The following is a 17,914-nucleotide window of genomic DNA, read 5'->3' as shown; positions in this document are numbered from 1 at the left end:
CGGGCGTCAGGATATCCGGCCGACGTGCCAGGCCGAGGCACCTCCCGCCGGGACCTCGACGGTGACGCGCCCGTCGTCCACGCGGGCCACGGCGCACCCGTCCGGCTCGGGTGCGAGCACGTCGCAGTACTCGCCGTCGGGCAGGTGGGTCGCGAGCGTCGTGCGCAGCACCTCGTCGCCCGCGTTGACCACGACCAGGCCGCGCTCGCCGCGCCCGAGCGCGACCGCGTCGCCCTGCGACCAGACGTCGACGAGCGGGGCGTCGCCGGCGACGGCCCGGAACCGGACCATCGCCTCGACCTGCGGCCAGCGGTGCTGGCACACCCACGTGCCGTCGGCCGGTGCGGCGGCGGGTCCGGGGGCGTCGTCGCAGGTCGCGTCGAGCACGTTCCCGTCGGCGTCCTGCGCGGGTCCGGCGTCGCGGTCGCTGAACGCGTACCCCGAGTAGACGGTCGGCGTGCCGTACGTGCCGGCGAGCATGAGGACGTTCGCGAGCGCGTACGTCACGCCGTCGGCGGACGAGAGCGTCGAGCCGTTGCGCTCGGTGTCGTGGTTGTCGACGAAGACGTAGGCGTCGTCCGACGGCACGAAGCCGGGGCCGGTGCCGAGGTCGAGCGCGACCGACGGCGACCCGCCGCCGAGCGTACCCGCCAGGCCGTCGGCGTACGCGAACTCGAAGACGGGGCCGTTGCCGAGGTACTGCTCGGGGGTGACCGGCTCGCCCGCACCGCGGATGACCTCCTGCACGACCCCGGTGCCCTCGGGCAGCGGGGCGAGGACCGCCGCGACGTCGGCGGGCGCCATGTGCTTGGCGGCGTCGATGCGGAGCCCGTCGACGCCGAGGGACAGCAGGTCCTCGAGGTAGGCCGTGAGGGTCGCGCGCACGCGGGGCGTCTCGGTCGCGAGGTCCGCGAGGTTGACGAGCTCGCACGTCTGGACCTGCGCGGCGTCCTGGTAGTCCTGGATGTCGTCGCCGGCGGCCAGGCCGCAGTGGTGGAAGTCGCCGTCGGCGAACAGGTCCGGGTAGGAGTAATGGGCGTAGGTCGAGCCGGCCCACCCGGTGCCGGGGTCGTCCTGGCCCGTCATGTGGTTGAGCACGGCGTCCGCCCACACGTCCACGCCCGCGTCGTGGCAGGTCGCGACCATCGCGGCGAACTCCTCGCGGGTGCCGAGCCGGGACTCGACCCGGTGGCTGACGGGCTGGTAGGCCGTCCACCACTGCTCGCCGAGCACGTGCTCCTGCGGCGGTGACGTGAGCACCCACCCGTACCCGGCCGGGCCGAGGCGCTCGGTGCACTCGGTCGCGATCGCGTCCCAGGTCCACTGGAAGAGCTGGACGCCGACGTCGCTGCGGGCGTCGGGGTCGGGGCCGGACGGGCCGGTCGAGCACGCGGCGAGCGGCGCGGCGATGGCGAGCACGAGGGCAGCGGCGCGCAGGTCGCGGCGCGCGCGTGAGGTCGGGTGCGTCATCGTCACCACCGGGTCAGCAGGCTGCAACACGTTGCAGCAAGTTGCGGGAACGCCTCACCCTAGCGGTGCCGACGACCTACGCTGACCAGGTGCCGCGCGTCCTCGTCAACGGTCCCGCCTCGTGGAACACCGTCGTCCGCCTGCCCGCCCTGCCCGAGCCCCGCAGCGCCACGCTGTTCGCCCGCGCGCACCACGACGGGCTCGGCGGCACGTCCGCCGGCAAGGCACGGACGCTCGCCGCGCTCGGCCTCGACGTCACGCTGCGCACGGTCCTCGGCGACGACGACGAGGCCGGCCGGGTCCGCGCGGCACTCGACCACCCCCGTCTGACGCTGCTCGCCGAGCCCGCCGCGCACGGCCGCACCGAGCGGCACGTCAACCTCCTCGCCGACGACGGCGCCCGCCTCTCGCTCTACCTGACCCTCCCCGCACCGGAACGACCCGCCGACCCCGTCCCCGTCGACGTGCGCGCCGTCCTCGCCGCCGCCGCCGCCGCGGTCGTCGACCTGGCCGACCACAGCCGCCCGCTGCTCGCCGCCGCGCGCGAGGCCGGCGTCCCCCTGTGGTGCGACGTGCACGACGACGACGGCACCGCCGCCCACGCCCGGCCGTTCGCCGACGCCGCCGACGTGCTCCTCGTCAGCGCCGACCGTCTCACCGACCCGGCCGCCTACCTCGACGCCGCGGTCCGGCGCGGTGCGCGCCTCGCCGTGTGCACGTCCGGCGCCGCGGGTGCGCTCGCACGCGACGCCAGCGGCTGGTGGGAGGTGCCCGCGGCACCGGTCGACGCGGTCGTGGACGCCGACGGGGCGGGCGACGCCTTCCTCGCGGGGCTGCTGCACGGCGTGCTCGACGGCCTCCCCCACCCGCGGGCCCTCGCGCGGGCGTCCGCCGCCGGGGCCCTCGCCGTCACCAGCCCGGGCGTCGGCGGCGCGCTCGTGACCCCGGAAGCGGTCGCGTCACTCGCGCAGCACGTCGCCGTCCGCGCCCGCTGACCCGTCCGGCAGGTCGCGCTGCCACATCCCCATGACACCCGTCGGCGTGAAGCCCAGCGCGACGTTGATCGCCAGCATGTGGTCGTTCTCCTGCGCGTTCCACGTGTGCAGCCGCCGCAGCTCGGGCCACAGCGCCTCGAGGCGCAGCAGCTGCGCGGTCTTGACGAGCATCCCCAGCCGGTGCCCCCGGTGCCCGGCGACGACGAGCGTGTCCTGCTGGTACGCGACCTCGGGCAGCGTCCGCGGCCCCTCGACGACGGTGAACGCCACGAGGTCGCCGGACGGCACGTGCCGCACCGCGACGACCGCCGCGACCTTCCCCTGGTCCGCGGTCTCGCGGTCGTGCGCGCGCACCCGCTCGGCGTCCCACGGCTCCTCGTCGAGCGCGAGGTCCGCGGTCGGCACGTCGGTGCTCATCCGCGCGCGCAGCGCCGCCATCTGGTCGAGGTGCTCCTCGGGCGTCGGCCCGGTCCACGCCAGCAGCGCGTAGTCGGGTCCCGCCGCCCGCGCGGCCGCGTCGTGCGCGCGCCGGACGTCGGCCGTGCGGGCGGGACCCAGCGGCAGGTCGAACGTGCTGAAACGCTCGACCTGAGACAGCCCGTAGCCGCGCGCGAGCGCCAGGCGGGTGCCCCCGTCCGCCGCGGGGACGCCGCCCGTCCCGCCGGCTGCCGGGTGCTGCGGCACGCCGTCGCCCGGGTCGCGGTGCGAGCTCATGACGATGACCGTCCGGCGCGCCTCGGCTCGGGCCTCGGCCTCGACCGCGTCGACCAGCAGCCCGCCCGCCCCCCGGCCCTGGTCGGCCGGTCGCACCCACAGCTCCGCCTCCGCGAGGTGCGGGTTGTCCTGCGTCGGCACCGACACCACGGCCGCCCCCACGACCTCGTCCGGGCTGCCGCCGGCCCCGGCCGGCACCGCGACGAGCAGCGCCACCCGCTCGTACGGCCGTGCCCGCAGCAGCGACGTCAGCTCCTGCGGCTGCCACGCCGAGTCCGCGTGGCCGTACAGGTCGCGGTGCACCGCGGCGTGCGTGCGGCACGCGCCCTGCACCGCCCACGCGTCGGGGGCGTCGGGGGTCGCGGGCACCCGTGCCCGGAGCACGGTCCAGGGAGCCATGCGCCCAGCGTCCCGGACGGAGGGCACGGCGTCACGGCGAGCGGGGGCTCAGCCGCCCGAGACGCTCAGCTCGGCCTCGTGCAGGTCGCGCCGGAAGTCCTCGGAGAGCTCGCGCGAGTCGAGCCAGCCGTAGGGCAGGATCGGCCGCTTCGGCGAGCCCGCCCGGCCACGCTGACCCTCGGCGGCCTCGCCCGGGTAGGGCTGGTCGAGGTCCAGCACCGCGAGCCGGTCGTCGAGCTCGGCCATCGTCGAGACCAGCCCCAGCGCGGCCCGCGCCTCGCCGCCGACGACGTAGCCCTTGAGGTACCAGGCCATGTGCTTGCGCATCTCGCGCAGCGCCTTCGACTCCTCGCCGAAGTGGGCGACCATGAGCTCGGCGTGCCGCCGCACGACGTGCGCGACCTCGCCGAGGCCCGGGCGGATGCGGACGTCCGACCCGGCGAACGCCGCCGCGAGGTCGGCGAACAGCCACGGCCGTCCCTGGCAGCCGCGCCCCACGACGACCCCGTCGCACCGTGTGTGCTCGACCATCGCGAGCGCGTCCTCGGCGGACCAGATGTCGCCGTTGCCGAGCACGGGGATGTCGGTGACGGCCTCCTTGAGCGTCGCGATCGCGTCCCAGTCGGCGGTGCCCGAGTAGTAGTCGGCCGCCGTGCGCCCGTGCAGCGCGACCGCGGCGACGCCCGCGTCCTGCGCCGTCAGGCCCGCCTCGACGTACGTCAGGTGGTCCTCGTCGATGCCCTTGCGCATCTTCACCGTCACGGGGACGCCGGACGGGCGGGCCGCGTCGACGGCGGCCCGGACGATCGCCGTGAACAGGTCCCGCTTCCACGGCAGCACCGCACCGCCGCCGCGCCGCGTCACCTTGGGCACGGGGCAGCCGAAGTTGAGGTCCACGTGGTCGGCGCGGTCCTCCTCGACGAGCAGCCGCACCGCCGCGCCGACGGTCGCGGGGTCCACGCCGTAGACCTGCACCGAGCGGGGCACCTCGTCGGGCTCGAACGCGATGATCCGGAACGACTCCGGGCTGCGCTCGACCAGCGCGCGGCTGGTGAGCATCTCCGCGACGTACAGGCCCGCGCCGGACTCGCGGCACAGGCGCCGGAACGCTGCGTTGGTCACGCCCGCCATCGGCGCGAGCACGACGGGGGTGTCGACGGTGATCGGCCCGATGCGCAGCGGCGGCAGCACCGCACCCGCGCCGGCAGGGCGCGCGGGAGCTGCGGGTGTCGTCGTGGTCATCGGGCCATTGTCGCACCGGAGGCCCGGGACCCTGGGGTCACGAGCCTCCGGCGGGCGGGCTGACGGCGTCAGGCGCCGACGAGGTGCCCCGCGAGGTAGGAGGTGACCTTGTCGAGCGCGACGCGCTCCTGCGTCATGTCGTCGCGGTGCCGGATCGTGACGGCCTGGTCGTCGAGCGTGTCGAAGTCGACCGTGATGCAGAACGGCGTGCCGATCTCGTCCTGCCGGCGGTAGCGGCGGCCGATGGCACCGGCGTCGTCGAAGTCGACGTTCCAGTTGCGGCGCAGCTCGGCCGCGAGGTCGCGGGCCTTGGGCGAGAGCTGCTCGTTGCGGGACAGCGGCAGCACGGCGGCCTTGACGGGCGCGAGGCGCGGGTCGAGCTTGAGCACGACGCGCTTGTCGACGCCGCCCTTGGTGTTGGGCGCCTCGTCCTCCGTGTAGGACTCGACGAGGAACGCCATGAGCGAGCGGGTCAGGCCCGCGGCGGGCTCGATGACGTACGGCACGTACCGCTCGTTCTTGGCCTGGTCGAAGAACGACAGGTCCTGGCCCGAGTGCTCGGTGTGGGTGCCGAGGTCGAAGTCGGTGCGGTTGGCGATGCCCTCGAGCTCGCCCCACTCGCTGCCCTGGAACCCGAACCGGTACTCGATGTCGACCGTGCGCTTGGAGTAGTGCGAGAGCTTCTCGGCGGGGTGCTCGTAGTGGCGCAGGTTCTCGCGGCTGATGCCGAGGTCGACGTACCAGTCGGTGCGCTGGTCGATCCAGTACTGGTGCCACGTCTCGTCGGTGCCGGGCTCGACGAAGAACTCCATCTCCATCTGCTCGAACTCGCGCGTGCGGAAGATGAAGTTGCCGGGCGTGATCTCGTTGCGGAACGACTTGCCGATCTGGCCGATGCCGAACGGCGGGCGCATGCGGGCCGCGGTGTAGACGTTCTTGAAGTTCACGAAGATGCCCTGCGCGGTCTCGGGCCGCAGGTAGTGCAGGCCGGACTCGTCCTCGACGGGGCCGAGGTAGGTCTTGAGCATCATGTTGAAGTCGCGCGGCTCGGTCCACTGGCCGCGCGTGCCGCAGCTCGGGCACGCGATCTCGGCGAGTCCGCCCTCGGGCGCGCGGCCCTTGCGCTCCTCGAACTCGTCGATCATCTGGTCCTCGCGGAACCGCTTGTGGCACGACAGGCACTCGGTGAGCGGGTCGGTGAAGACGCCGACGTGGCCCGACGCGACCCACACCTGGCGGGGCAGGATCACGGAGGAGTCGAGGCCGACGATGTCCTCGCGGCTCTGCACGGTCGCGCGCCACCACTGGCGCTTGATGTTCTCCTTGAGCTCGACGCCGAGCGGGCCGTAGTCCCACGCGGAGCGCGTGCCTCCGTAGATCTCGCCGCTGGGGAACACGAAGCCCCGGCGCTTGGCCAGGGAGACGACGGAGTCCAGTCGGGAAGGTGCGGCCACGTGCGATCACTCCAGTGCGTGTGACGCCCGCGGCTGGGTGTCGCGGGCTGAGGGGCTCGCGGCGGACGCCGCGGCAGACGTGTCCCAGGCTACCGGGGAACACCCGTCCGGCCGCGCCGCGTTTTTGACAATCGTTCTCGTCATACTGAGAATGATCGTCATGCTCTTCGCCCGCCCCCGGCGCCCCCTGCTGCTCGCCCCCGCGCTCGCCCTGCCCGTCCTGCTCGCCGGCTGCGGCGCGACGGCGTCCGGCACCTCCGGCGACGACGGCACCGTCCAGGTGCTCGCCTCGTTCTACCCCCTGCAGATGGTCGCCCAGGAGGTCGGCGGGGATCGCGTCCAGGTCGAGTCGCTCACCCCGCCCGGAGCCGAGCCGCACGACGTCGAGCTCTCCCCCGCGCAGGTCGCCCACGTCGCCGACGCCGACCTCGTCGTCTACCTCTCGGGCTTCCAGGCCGCGGTCGACGACGCCGTCGCCCAGACCGAGCCGTCCGACGTCCTCGACGCCGCCGACGTCACGACCCTCATCTCCGGCGAGGGCGACGAGCACGACCACGCGGACGACGAGCACGCGGAGGACGAGCACGCCGAGGAGGAGCACGACCACGGCTCCCTCGACCCGCACTTCTGGCTCGACCCCAGCCGCATGCCCGCCGTCGCCGACGCGGTCGCCGAGCACCTCACCGCGCTCGACCCCGACGGCGCCGACGAGTTCGCCGCCAACGCCGCCGCCCTGTCCGAGCGCTTCACGGCGCTCGACGAGGCGTACCGCACCGGCCTCGCGGAGTGCGGCATCCGTACCTTCGTCACGTCGCACACCGCGTTCGGCTACCTCGCCGACCGGTACGACCTCGAGGAGGTCGGCATCTCCGGCATCGACCCCGAGGCCGAGCCGTCGCCCGCCCGCCTCGCCGAGGTGTCCGACGTCGTCCGCGACGAGGGCGTCACGACGATCTTCTTCGAGACGCTCGTCAGCCCCAAGGTCGCCGAGACGCTCGCCGCCGACCTCGGCGTCGGCACCGCGGTCCTCGACCCCATCGAGGGCGTCACCGACGACGCGGACTACTTCTCGATCGCCGAGGCCAACCTCGACGCGCTGCGCGTGGCATTGTCCTGCTCGTGAGCACCACCCCCAGCACGACGCCCGCCGTCGAGGCGGCAGGCGTCGACGTCACGCTCGGCGGCCGCCGCATCCTGTGCGGCGTCGACCTGACCGTCGAGCCCGGCCAGGTGCTCGCCCTGCTCGGCGCCAACGGGTCCGGCAAGTCGACGCTCGTGCGCGCGCTGCTCGGCGTCGTCCCGACCAGCGCCGGGACCGTCCGGCTGTTCGGCTCCCCGCTCGGGCCGTCGGCGCCGTGGGACCGCATCGGCTACGTGCCGCAGCGCATGCCCGCCGCGTCGGGCATGCCCGCGACCGCGATCGAGGTCGTGACGTCGGGGCTCCTGCACGGCCGCCGGCTGCGCGCCCACCGCGGAGCCCGCCGCCGCACCCTCGACGCGCTCGCGTCCGTCGGGCTCGCCGACCGCGCCCACCAGCGCGTGCAGGAGATGTCCGGCGGGCAGCAGCAGCGCGTCCTCATCGCCCGGGCCCTGGTGCGCGACCCCGACCTGCTCGTGCTCGACGAGCCGACCTCGGGCATCGACATCCCGACGCAGGCGACGTTCGTCGACACCGTCGCGCGGCTGCACGCCGCCGGGACGACGGTCGTCGTGATCCTGCACGAGCTCGGCCCGTTCGCCGGGCTCATCCAGCGCGCCGTCGTCCTGCGGCACGGCCGCGTCGCGCACGACGGCCCGCCCCCGGCCGCCCGCAGCGAGCACGCGCACGCCGACCACGACCACACGCACGCCCACCCCGACCCCGAGCCACCACCGACGGGCCCCACGATCACCGTGGAGGTGACCCCATGACGTGGGACCTGCTCGTCGACATGCTCTCCTCGTCGCTCATGCAGCGCGCGCTGCTCGCCGCGGTCCTCGTCGGCGCCGCCGCACCCGTCGTCGGCACGTTCCTCGTGCAGCGCCGGATGGCGCTCATGGGCGACGGCATCGGGCACGTCGCACTCACCGGCGTCGCGCTCGGCTGGCTCGTCGGCTCGTGGGCGGGACTGGTCCCGCAGGACACGCTCGCCGTGCCCGGCGCCGTCGTCGCCGCCGTCGTCGGCTCGGTCGTCATCGAGCTCGTGCGCGAGCGCGGGCGCACCAGCGGCGACCTCGCGCTCGCGCTCATGTTCTACGGCGGCATCGCGGGCGGCGTGCTGCTCATCAAGATCGCGGGCGGCACCAACGCCAACCTCATCAGCTACCTGTTCGGCTCCATCTCGACCGTCTCGACGACCGACCTGTGGTGGACCGTCGCCCTGGCGGCACTCGTGCTCGGCGTCGGCGTCGGGCTGCGCACCGCGCTGTTCGCCGTGAGCCACGACGAGGAGTTCGCGCGCGCCAGCGGGCTGCCCGTGCGGCTGCTGTCGATGCTCGTCGCGACCATCGCGGCGCTCACCGTCACCATCGCGATGCGCGTCGTCGGCCTGCTGCTCGTCAGCGCGCTCATGATCGTGCCCGTCGCGATCGCGCAGCTCTACGCGCGGTCGTTCGGCCGGACCATGACGGCCGCGAGCGTCATCGGCGTCGTCGTCAGCGTCGCGGGCCTCGTGCTCACGTACTGGCAGGACATCCCCCCGGGCGCGACCATCGTGGTCCTCGCGATCGCCGTCTACGCGGCGGCGGCGGCCCTGCGGCCCCTGCTGCAACGTCGCGCGCCCGAGCAGGACCCGCACCCCGACATGGTCGACGACGTGCTCATCGTCGACGACGTGCGCGACGAGCCGGCCGCCACCGCGCCGACGTCGGGTGGTCCCGGTGACGGCCGGGGTCGCTGACCTGCTCACCTAGGATCGGCCCGTGGACGACGACCCGCTCGAGGCCTACCGCCTCGCGACCCTGCCGCTGGGGATCGCCGTCGTCGCCCTCTTCCTCATCGTCCTCGCCCGGTCGCACGCGACGTACTGGGCGGGCCGCGGCGTCACCCGCGGCGCCAAGGTCGTGCACGACTCCGACCGCGGCTTCACGTGGTGGCGCACGATGATCGAGCACCTCGAGCAGTGGACGAGCACCCGGGCGGCACAGCGCGGGCTCGACCTCGTACGGCGCTGGGGACCGATCGCCGTGACCCTCGCCTACCTCACGGTCGGCGTGCAGACCGCCGTGTTCGCCTCCGCGGGGCTCATCAAGATGCCGTACGGGCGGTTCACGCTCGCGTCGATCCCCGGCGCCGTCGCCTGGGCGGTCATCTGGGCGACCGTCGGGTTCGGCGCCGTGTGGGCCGGCCTCGCGCTGTTCGCCCGCTCACCCCTCGCGCTGCTCGGCGTCGTCGCCGTCGTCGCCCTCCTCGTCGGCTGGGCAGTGCGACGGCGCCTCCTGCGACGTGCCGCCGACGACGGCACCGAGCCCCACCCGGGCCGGCACGTCGCCGAGGACGAGCCGGCCTGACGTCCTCAGGCTGTCGCCGGCACGTGCTCCTGCGACACGCAGAACTGGTTGCCGTCCGGGTCGGCGAGCACGACCCAGGCGAAGCCCTCGTGCTCGTGCCGCGCGACCAGCTCCGCACCGTCGCCCAGCAGCCGCTCGACCTCGGCGTCACGGTCCGCCGCGGCCAGGTCGACGTGCAGCCGGTTCTTGCCCGGCGTCGGGTCGTCGACCTTCTGGAACGCCAGCGTCGGTCCGCCCGGCACCGACGGCGCGACCATGACGTACCAGCCGTCGCTGTCGTCGTGCACCGTCCCGCCCGTCTGCCGGGCCCACCAGTCGGCGAGCCGGGTGGCGTCGAGCGTGTCGAACGTGATCATCGCGGGCCTCAGCGTCATGCGCGCAGGCTAGCGGCCCGCACCGACACGACCGCGGTGGCCCTGCGGCAGCGCCCGTGGCCGTGCGACGCCCGGGTCAGGTCGCGGACGCACCCGGCCGGTCGATCGCTCCCCCGTAGCGCCGGTCGCGACGCGCGTACGTCTCGACCGCCCGCCACAGGTGCCGGCGGTCGACGTCGGGCCACGGCTCGTCGAGGAACACGAGCTCTGCGTAGGCCGCCTGCCACAGCAGGAAGTTCGACGTGCGCTGCTCGCCCGACGAGCGCAGGAACAGGTCGACGTCCGGCAGGTCCGGCTCGTCGAGGTACCGCGCGAACGTCTTCTCGTTCACACGGTCCGGCTTGAGCCGCCCCGCTGCGACCTCGTGCGCGATCGCCTTCGCCGCGTCGGCGATCTCCGCGCGGCCGCCGTAGTTCACGCACATCGTCAGCGTGCACGTGGTGTTCTCCCGCGTGAGCTGCTCGGCCTCCTCGAGCTCCGCGATGACCGAGCGCCACAGCCGCGGTCGCCGACCGGCCCAGCGCACGCGCACGCCCCACGAGTTCATGAGGTCGCGCCGACGCCGCAGCACGTCGCGGTTGAAGCCCATGAGGAACCGCACCTCCTCGGGCGAGCGGGACCAGTTCTCCGTCGAGAACGCGTACGCGCTGACGTACTCGACGCCGACCTCGATCGCCCCCGCGACGACGTCGAGCAGCGACGCCTCGCCCGCCCGGTGCCCCTCGGTGCGCGGCAGCCCGCGCGCGTTGGCCCACCGCCCGTTGCCGTCCATGACGACCGCGACGTGCTTGGGCACGAACTGCTTCGGGATCACCGGGGCGACGGCACCCGACGGGTGCGGGTACGGGGGCTGCACGGGGTTCGGCACGCGCACATTCTGCCCGCCCCCGCGGGTGCGGCGGTCCGGCGTCACGACGTCCGACCGCGGGGCGCACGGGTCCGGCACAACCGGCCTTCGGGGTCTGGAGCACGCGCGGGCACACCCGGGCCGCCGGGTGCGACGACCCGACTCCGTGCCCGCCAGGCGGGACGGACGGGGCCACCGCCGTCAGACGCGTTCGACCATCGGCAGCGAGCGGAGCTGGCGCTCCAGGTGGAACTGGCAGAACGCGGCGACCAGCCCGTTGCCCTCGCCGCGGTGCCGCTCGGCGCTCGCGTCCGCGACGGGCCAGTCCCCCGCGAGCAGGGCTGCGAGCAGCGCGAACGTCTCCGGTGCGGGCGCGGCGGCACCGGGCGGACGGCACGCCGTGCAGACCGCGCCGCCCGACGCGACCGCGAACGCGTGGTGCGGCCCGGGCTCGCCGCAGCGCGCGCAGTCCGTGAAGCTCGGCGCCCACCCCGCGACGGCGAGCGCACGCAGCAGGTAGGAGTCGAGGACGAGTCCGGGCGCGTGCTCACGCGTCGCGAGGGCCCGCACCGCGCCGACGAGCAGCCAGTACTGCTGCAGCGCGGGCTCGTGCTCGGCCTCGACGAGCCGCTCGGCCGTCTCGAGCATGACCGTGCCCGCGGTGTAGAGCGTGTAGTCCTCGCACACCGGCCGCCCGTACGCGCCGAGGGTCTCCGCCTGCGTGACGATGTCGAGCGACCGTCCCGTCGAGAGCTGGACGTCGACGTGCATGAACGGCTCCAGCCGCGAGCCGAACCGCGACGACGTCCGGCGCACGCCCTTGCCGACCGCGCGCACCTTGCCGTGCGATCGGGTCAGGAGGGTGACGATGCGGTCGGCCTCACCGAGCTTGTGGGTGCGCAGCACGATCGCCTCGTCGCGGTAGAGGCTCACGCGCCCATTCTCCCCCGCGGGTCCGACACGCACGGCGCAGGGCCGCCCGGACGCGCCGGACGGCCCTGCTCGTGGTGCTCGCGCGCGGCCCGCGCGCGGGTGCTGCTCAGCGCTCGTGCCGGTTGACGGCCGAGATGATCGCCTTGAGCGACGCGGTCGTGATCGACGGGTCGATGCCGACGCCCCACAGGATCTGGTCGCCGATCGCGCACTCGACGTAGGCCGCGGCCGACGCGTCGCCGCCGGCCGAGAGCGCGTGCTCCGCGTAGTCGAGCACCGCGACGTCGACGCCGATCCCGCGCAGCACGTCGACGAACGCCGCGACCGGCCCGTTGCCGGACCCCTCGTGCGTGCCGACCTCGCCGCGGTCGACGAGGTCGACGACGAGCGAGTCGGGCCCGTCCTCGGAGCTCGTCGCGCGCGTGCCGCGCAGCTTGAGGCGCCCCCACGGCGGCGTCGCCGAACCGGGCTCGACGGGCAGGTACTCGTCCTCGAAGATCCGCCACAGCTCGTCGGCCGTGACCTCGGTGCCGTGCTCGTCGGTGTGCTTCTGCACGACCTGCGAGAACTCGATCTGCAGGCGGCGCGGCAGGTCGAGGTCCTTCTCGGACTTCATCAGGTAGCTGATGCCGCCCTTCCCGGACTGCGAGTTCACGCGGATGATCGCCTCGTACGAGCGGCCGACGTCCTTCGGGTCGATCGGCAGGTACGGGACGGCCCAGACGAGGTCGTCGACGGCCTTGTGCTCGCGCGCGGCCGTCGCCTCCATGGCCGTGAGGCCCTTCTTGATGGCGTCCTGGTGCGAGCCGGAGAAGGCCGTGAAGACCAGGTCGCCGCCGTACGGGTGCCGCTCGGGGACGGGCAGCTGGTTGCAGCGCTCGACGGTCCGGCGGACGTGGTCGATGTCGGAGAAGTCGAGCTGCGGGTCGATGCCCTGGCTGAACAGGTTCATGCCGAGCGTCACCAGGCACACGTTGCCGGTCCGCTCGCCGTTGCCGAACAGGCAGCCCTCGATGCGGTCCGCGCCGGCCAGGTAGCCGAGCTCGGCCGCCGCGACGGCCGTGCCGCGGTCGTTGTGCGGGTGCAGCGACAGGACGACGTTCTCGCGGTGCCGCAGGTTCCGGCTCATCCACTCGATCGAGTCCGCGTAGACGTTGGGCGTCGCCATCTCGACCGTCGCCGGCAGGTTGACGATGACCTTCTTGTCGGGGGTCGGGCCCAGCTCGTCGAGCACCGCGTTGCAGATCCGCACCGCGAACTCGAGCTCCGTCCCGGTGTACGACTCGGGGCTGTACTCGTAGAACACCTCGGTGTCCGGCACGAGCTCCTCGTACTTCTTGCAGAACCGGGCGCCCGACACCGCGATGTCGACGATGCCGTCCTCGTCGGACCGGAACACGACCTCGCGCTGCAGCGTCGACGTCGAGTTGTACAGGTGGACGATCGCCTGCTTGGCCCCCGCGATCGCCTCGTACGTCCGCTCGATCAGGTGCTCGCGTGCCTGCGTGAGCACCTGGATGACGACGTCGTCGGGGATGCGCCCGTCCTCGATGAGCATCCGGACGAAGTCGAAGTCCGTCTGCGACGCCGAGGGGAAGCCGACCTCGATCTCCTTGAAGCCCATCTGCACCAGCAGCTCGAACATCTCGAGCTTGCGCGCGGGGCTCATCGGCTCGATGAGGGCCTGGTTGCCGTCGCGCAGGTCCACCGCGCACCAGCGGGGCGCCTGCGAGATGCGGCGCTCCGGCCACGTGCGGTCCGGCAGGTCGACACGGAACTGCTCGTGGAACGGCCGGTACTTGTGGACCGGCATGGGCGACGGCTGCTGGGGGCTCGTCTCGAGATAGCTCATGGGGTGATGCTCCTTCGTGGCGGTGCGGCTGGCGGCCGGCGCACGGGACACCGCGACGAGGATGCGGCCTCTACAGGGCCTCGCCGCGGCAACGAAGGAGGAGGGTGCTTCCGAGCACGCCGTCACACTACCCCCACCGCACCGGGGCCTCGCAAACGCTCCGCGACCCGGACGCCACCGACGGCGGGGCGCGTCCGCCGACGCCCGTCACCGCAGCGCGGCCAGCGCGTCCTCCGTCATCGCGTACAGGTGCGAGCCCAGCCGCACGACCGTGCGCGTGTCGTGCGGCAGGTCCGCGACCCACCGCGTCCGCCCGTCGACCAGGTCGAGCGCGAGCAGCACCGCGCCGTCGTCCGGGGTGGTCCGCTGCACCACGACGAGCCGCCCGTCGGAGAAGACCGACCCCATCCCGAGCCCGAAGGTGCGTCGCCACACCGTCTCCCCCGACCCGGCGTCGAGCCCGACGAGCGCCCCCGCCGCCCGCAGCACGACCCGGCCCGCGACGTCCGCCGCGATCTCCCGCGACGGCGTCAGCGCGTGCCACACCGCGTCGGGCCGGTCCGGCAGGTACGCGCGCACCCGCCCCGCCAGCGGGCCGCCCGCGAGCGTGCTCGACGTGAAGACCAGGCCCGACGCCCCGTCGGACACCGCGGGCTCCACCGGCACGCCGCGCACGGTGAGCCACGGGTCTCCCGACCCGTCCGAGAGCTCCGAGACGACGTCGACGCCGACGGTGTGCAGCCGGTAGCGCGTGCGCACGAGTGTGCCGTCGGACCGCAGGAACGTCTCGTCCGTGCCCACCGCGTCCGACGGCGGCGGGACGCGCGTCCCGTCGGCGGCCCGCACGACGATCGTGCTCCCCTCGGCCGTCGCCACGACCAGCCCGCCGCCGACCTGCAGGTGCACGCGCGACGTCGGGGACGCCGGGAACGCCGACGGCCGCCGCGCCTCCCACCGCAGCCGCCCGGTCTCCGGCTCGACCCGCCGGATCGTCAGGACGTCGTGCGCGATCGCCGCCAGCACCACGTCGCCCCCGAGCCCGTCGGCCGTCGCGACCGACACGACGTTCCCCGGGGTCGCCCCGCGGTGCAGGACAGCCCCCGTGCGCGGGTCGACGAGCAGCAGGCGCGCCGCCGGCACCGGACCGGGCGGCTCCGCCCGGGACCGGACCGCCGCGCGCCCCGTGCCGGCCTCCGCGCCCACCGTGCAGGCGACGCGCTCGGCCACCAGCAGGCAGCGCACGTCCTGCGCGGGCGGCGACGAGCCGAGGGGCACCGTCCACCGCACCGCGCCCGTGACGACGTCGAGGCCCGTGAGCGACCGGTCGTGCGGGCCCGTGCCCGTCGCGACGACGAGCGTGTCCCCCGCGAGCAGGGGCGCGACCGCGGTGTCGACCGGCGTCGTCCACCGGACCGCGGGCTCCGCGCCCGCGTACCTGATCGCACCGTCGAACGCCGCCGGCCGCAGCACGGTCGACCGCTCGTACGCCGCGACCGCCGCGGGCGTCGCGACCGCCAGCCCCACGACCAGCGCGAGCGCACCGACCAGCAGCGCGACCGCACGTGACGGGCTGCGTGCGTGCCAGCCCGACCACGCGCCCGCGACCCGGGCCGCGTTCTGCACCGCCGTGCGCGGGCGCGCGCCCCGGCCGGCGTTCGCCTCGTCGACCTCGTCGAGAGGGACGCGCTGCAGCGCAGGGCCGGGTGCGGCAGCCCCCATGAGCCGAGGGTAGACCTGCCCGACGCGGAGGGTCGGGCCTGGGTCCGGACGGCGGGCCGGGCGGGCGCTCGCGCCGGGCCGTGCCTCAGCCCAGGACGACGGCCTCGTCGGCCGTGCGGACCACGAGGAGGCCACCCACCCCGTCGACGCCCTGCACACCCGTCGGCAGGTCCACCGCCCAGAAGCGCACCCCGTCGTCGAGCCCCAGACCCGCGAGCTGTGGGCGCCCGTCGGGCGTGAACGCGGGCGCAAGGACCAGCGCACCGTCCGAGAGCGGCTGCCACGGGACGGGGTCGCCTGCGTCGGACACCCACAGGAGCCGGCCGTCGTGCGGGTCGAGGACGCCGAACCGCGTCAGCCCGGACACCAGCACCCGGTCGGAGACGCGCACCCGGGCGTCGAGCATCGTCTCGGTCGTCCACAGGGCCTCGCCCGACGCGGACGAGAACCCCTGCAGCCGCCCCCCGTCGTCGACCACCAGCACGTCGTCCGCGGTCCCGTCGTCGAGCCGCACCCGGGCAGGGAGGCCGGCGACAGCGAACCGCTCGGTCCCGTCCGGCGCGTGCACGTGCCCCGCGCCGACCAACGCCCACGTCGCGAACCCGTCGTCGAGCGCGACGACCTCCAGGTTGCGGTACGGGGCGCCCACGACCAACGTCTCCCCGTCGTCCGCGTCGAGGACGTAGGTGACGAAGCCCTTGACGGCGACCACGCCGCGCGCGGTCCAGGCGTCGACCGAGCGGCTCAGGACGGCCGACTCCAGCACCTCGGGCGTGCGGAACGTCCAGTCGACCTCGCCGGTGCGCCCGGCCCGACGCTCGGCGACCGCGTGCCCCTCCCGGTCGAGGGTGACGACGACCAGGTCGTCCCCCACACGGTCGGCGGCGATCAGCTCGTCGGTCACCTCCCACGTGCCGAGCTCGGTCCCGCGGGCGGCGTCGAGCGCGACGACCCGGGTGTGCGCGGGCTCGTCGATCGACGCGTCGTCCGAGTACACGACCCGCGGCTCCGTCACCAGGCACAGCACGGTCGACCCCACGTCCTCGCCCGACGACGGGCACCGCACGAGACTGCTCTCGAAGCCGGACCGCTGCACGGGCGCCACGTCCAGCGACCACCGCACCGCGCCGTCGGACACCGCGTGCGCCGTCACACGCCACCGCTCGGACTGCGCGGACACGAGGACCAGCGCGTCGCCCGCCGCGACGACGGCACCGCCGTGCGGTGCGGCGGGCGCCTGCCACCGCACCGAGGGGGCCGCACCGAGCGGGTGCACCAGGCCCGGCACGGCGTCGATGCGGGCCACGAACGCGCGGTCGCGCGCGACGCCCACGACGACCGCGCCGGCCACCGCGACGACCACGACGGCCGCCAGCGGCCACCACCGGCGCGCGACGCCGGCGAGCGTCGGCCGGGCGACGGAGACCGCCTCCGAGGGGGGAACGACCGCGTTGTCGTGTCCTGCGGGGGCGGTCGGCGGCGCGGGCGACTCGTCCACCTCGACCAGCTGCATCCGTGCAGCCGAGCGCCTGCCCGCCATGCTTCGACCCTAGAGCCTGTCGACGACCTCGGGTGAGGGTTCGGCAGCGTCGTTCTGGGACGCCCGCTGCCGCGTCGGCGAAGAGCGTGCTCGACGGGCTCTAGGACACGCCGGGGATCCCCGGGGCACGGACGAGGCGGATCCAGCAGTCGCCGAACACGACCGTCGCCCCCACCCGGAGCCGCACCTGGTGGTCGACCTGGCAGACGATCTGGGCGCCGTCGGGCAGCGTCACCACGGTGCCGTTGGTCGACCCACGGTCCGCGACCCACACGCCGCCCGGCTCGACGCCGATCTGCAGGTGCGTCTTCGACACCGACCGGGTCGGGTCGACCACCCGGATGAGCTGCACGGGTGACGCCGCGGCCGGGTTGCGGCCGACGAGCGCGGTCCGCTCGACGGTCAGCCGCCGGCCGTCGCTGAGCTCGACGAGCGCCGTCGCACGCTCGACCGACGTGGGCGGGGGCTCCGGGACGAGGTCGACGCGGGCCCGCACGGGGCGGGTGAGCTCGAGCTCGGGGTCCAGACCGGCCGACCCCGCGGGCGGCGGGCCGACGACCGGCGGGGCGGCGGGGACCGGCGGGGTCGCGCGGACGATCGGCAGGGCGCGCGTGTCGAGGTCGGGTCCGCTGCGCGTCGGGGCGAGCGGCGCGAGGACGAGGCCCGGTCCGGCCTGCTCGTCGAACCAGGTGGAGAGCTCCTGCGTGCCGGAGGACGTCGACGTGTCGCCCGCGGCCCAGCGCGGCACCCGCACGGGCGACGTCACGGTCGGCGGCTCCGCGGCGGACGGCTGCGGCGCCCCGTCGGGGGCGACGTCGAGCGGGTCGCCGTCGCGCACGCGCCTGCCGCGGTCGTGGTCGTCGGGCGCCGCCGCGAAGGCCGTGCG

Annotated in this window: 16 protein-coding genes; 5 read left to right on the top strand and 11 right to left on the bottom strand. The window is 74.7% G+C overall.

The genetic code is table 11. From position 1 onward, the window contains the following. Nucleotides 1-6: 6 nt before the first annotated feature. The gene (locus tag CBZ_RS02800; RefSeq protein WP_130780086.1) at nt 7-1,470 is read right to left on the bottom strand and encodes an alpha-amylase; all 1,464 of its coding nucleotides are present in this window, start codon (nt 1,468-1,470) and stop codon (nt 7-9) included. Between the two features lie 89 nt (nt 1,471-1,559). Between CBZ_RS02800 and CBZ_RS02795 the strand changes: the two genes are divergently transcribed. Next, nucleotides 1,560-2,465: a carbohydrate kinase family protein gene (locus CBZ_RS02795; protein ID WP_130780085.1), complete on the top strand. Its 906-nt coding sequence runs from the start codon at nt 1,560-1,562 to the stop codon at nt 2,463-2,465. Here the strand turns inward: CBZ_RS02795 and CBZ_RS02790 are convergent. The 3 genes from CBZ_RS02790 to CBZ_RS02780 form a co-directional block, all read right to left on the bottom strand. Beyond that, nucleotides 2,430-3,578 (bottom strand): GNAT family N-acetyltransferase, encoded by a 1,149-nt coding sequence (locus CBZ_RS02790; protein WP_130780084.1) that lies wholly within the window; start codon nt 3,576-3,578, stop codon nt 2,430-2,432. The genes CBZ_RS02795 and CBZ_RS02790 overlap by 36 nt on opposite strands. Before the next feature lie 48 nt (nt 3,579-3,626). Continuing rightward, a complete protein-coding gene (dusB, locus tag CBZ_RS02785) occupies nt 3,627-4,820 on the bottom strand; it encodes a tRNA dihydrouridine synthase DusB (protein ID WP_130780083.1) in 1,194 nt (397 codons plus the stop codon). Between the two features lie 68 nt (nt 4,821-4,888). Then, nucleotides 4,889-6,274 carry a glycine--tRNA ligase gene (locus CBZ_RS02780; RefSeq protein WP_130780082.1) on the bottom strand — a complete coding sequence of 462 codons (1,386 nt, stop codon included), beginning with the start codon at nt 6,272-6,274 and terminating at the stop codon, nt 4,889-4,891. A gap of 160 nt (nt 6,275-6,434) precedes the next feature. On the opposite strand from CBZ_RS02780, the gene CBZ_RS02775 reads away from it, so the two are divergent. From CBZ_RS02775 to CBZ_RS02760, 4 genes are read left to right on the top strand one after another with little or no spacing between them, the layout of a single operon-like run. Further along, nucleotides 6,435-7,397 carry a metal ABC transporter substrate-binding protein gene (locus CBZ_RS02775; protein WP_130780081.1) on the top strand — a complete coding sequence of 321 codons (963 nt, stop codon included), beginning with the start codon at nt 6,435-6,437 and terminating at the stop codon, nt 7,395-7,397. Then, on the top strand, nt 7,394-8,185 hold the full coding sequence (locus tag CBZ_RS02770; protein ID WP_130780080.1) for a metal ABC transporter ATP-binding protein: 792 nt from the start codon (nt 7,394-7,396) through the stop codon (nt 8,183-8,185). The genes CBZ_RS02775 and CBZ_RS02770 overlap by 4 nt, the downstream gene beginning before the upstream one ends. Beyond that, nucleotides 8,182-9,153 (top strand): metal ABC transporter permease, encoded by a 972-nt coding sequence (locus CBZ_RS02765; protein ID WP_130780079.1) that lies wholly within the window; start codon nt 8,182-8,184, stop codon nt 9,151-9,153. The genes CBZ_RS02770 and CBZ_RS02765 overlap by 4 nt, the downstream gene beginning before the upstream one ends. Before the next feature lie 22 nt (nt 9,154-9,175). Further along, a complete protein-coding gene (locus CBZ_RS02760; RefSeq protein WP_130780078.1) occupies nt 9,176-9,763 on the top strand; it encodes a DedA family protein in 588 nt (195 codons plus the stop codon). Nucleotides 9,764-9,768: 5 nt separating this feature from the next. Here CBZ_RS02760 and CBZ_RS02755 read toward each other — a convergent pair whose 3' ends face one another. From CBZ_RS02755 to CBZ_RS21655, 7 genes are all read right to left on the bottom strand, one after another. Beyond that, the gene (locus CBZ_RS02755; protein ID WP_130780077.1) at nt 9,769-10,137 is read right to left on the bottom strand and encodes a VOC family protein; all 369 of its coding nucleotides are present in this window, start codon (nt 10,135-10,137) and stop codon (nt 9,769-9,771) included. Nucleotides 10,138-10,213: 76 nt separating this feature from the next. Next, a complete protein-coding gene (locus CBZ_RS02750) occupies nt 10,214-11,005 on the bottom strand; it encodes an isoprenyl transferase (RefSeq protein WP_130780076.1) in 792 nt (263 codons plus the stop codon). A gap of 180 nt (nt 11,006-11,185) precedes the next feature. Then, nucleotides 11,186-11,917, bottom strand: a complete 732-nt coding sequence (gene recO, locus CBZ_RS02745) for a DNA repair protein RecO (RefSeq protein ID WP_130780075.1) — start codon at nt 11,915-11,917, stop codon at nt 11,186-11,188. A gap of 106 nt (nt 11,918-12,023) precedes the next feature. Beyond that, a complete protein-coding gene (gene leuA, locus CBZ_RS02740; RefSeq protein ID WP_130780074.1) occupies nt 12,024-13,769 on the bottom strand; it encodes a 2-isopropylmalate synthase in 1,746 nt (581 codons plus the stop codon). A 207-nt stretch (nt 13,770-13,976) separates the two neighbouring features. Next, a complete protein-coding gene (locus CBZ_RS02735) occupies nt 13,977-15,488 on the bottom strand; it encodes an outer membrane protein assembly factor BamB family protein (RefSeq protein WP_130780073.1) in 1,512 nt (503 codons plus the stop codon). A gap of 85 nt (nt 15,489-15,573) precedes the next feature. After that, entirely contained in the window at nt 15,574-17,001 is a 1,428-nt protein-coding gene (locus CBZ_RS02730; RefSeq protein ID WP_130780072.1) for a hypothetical protein, read from the bottom strand. Nucleotides 17,002-17,128: 127 nt separating this feature from the next. After that, nucleotides 17,129-17,914: FHA domain-containing protein (locus CBZ_RS21655; protein ID WP_246012995.1), on the bottom strand; the 786-nt coding region annotated here is incomplete at its 5' end.

Source organism: Cellulomonas biazotea (assembly GCF_004306155.1).
In the GTDB taxonomy this organism is placed as follows: Bacteria; Actinomycetota; Actinomycetes; order Actinomycetales; family Cellulomonadaceae; genus Cellulomonas; species Cellulomonas biazotea.
This window is presented reverse-complemented; position numbering and strand designations above follow the sequence as displayed.

What these genes read in the sequence shown, in the direction of transcription:
- CBZ_RS02730 (WP_130780072.1), bottom strand. Translation starts at nt 17,001, where the DNA reads ATGCAGCTGGTCGAGGTGGACGAGTCGCCCGCGCCGCCGACCGCCCCC.
- leuA (WP_130780074.1), bottom strand. Translation starts at nt 13,769, where the DNA reads ATGAGCTATCTCGAGACGAGCCCCCAGCAGCCGTCGCCCATGCCGGTC.
- CBZ_RS02790 (WP_130780084.1), bottom strand. Translation starts at nt 3,578, where the DNA reads ATGGCTCCCTGGACCGTGCTCCGGGCACGGGTGCCCGCGACCCCCGAC.
- CBZ_RS02800 (WP_130780086.1), bottom strand. Translation starts at nt 1,470, where the DNA reads ATGACGCACCCGACCTCACGCGCGCGCCGCGACCTGCGCGCCGCTGCC.
- CBZ_RS02755 (WP_130780077.1), bottom strand. Translation starts at nt 10,137, where the DNA reads ATGACGCTGAGGCCCGCGATGATCACGTTCGACACGCTCGACGCCACC.
- CBZ_RS02765 (WP_130780079.1), top strand. Translation starts at nt 8,182, where the DNA reads ATGACGTGGGACCTGCTCGTCGACATGCTCTCCTCGTCGCTCATGCAG.
- dusB (WP_130780083.1), bottom strand. Translation starts at nt 4,820, where the DNA reads ATGACCACGACGACACCCGCAGCTCCCGCGCGCCCTGCCGGCGCGGGT.
- CBZ_RS02735 (WP_130780073.1), bottom strand. Translation starts at nt 15,488, where the DNA reads ATGGGGGCTGCCGCACCCGGCCCTGCGCTGCAGCGCGTCCCTCTCGAC.
- CBZ_RS02775 (WP_130780081.1), top strand. Translation starts at nt 6,435, where the DNA reads ATGCTCTTCGCCCGCCCCCGGCGCCCCCTGCTGCTCGCCCCCGCGCTC.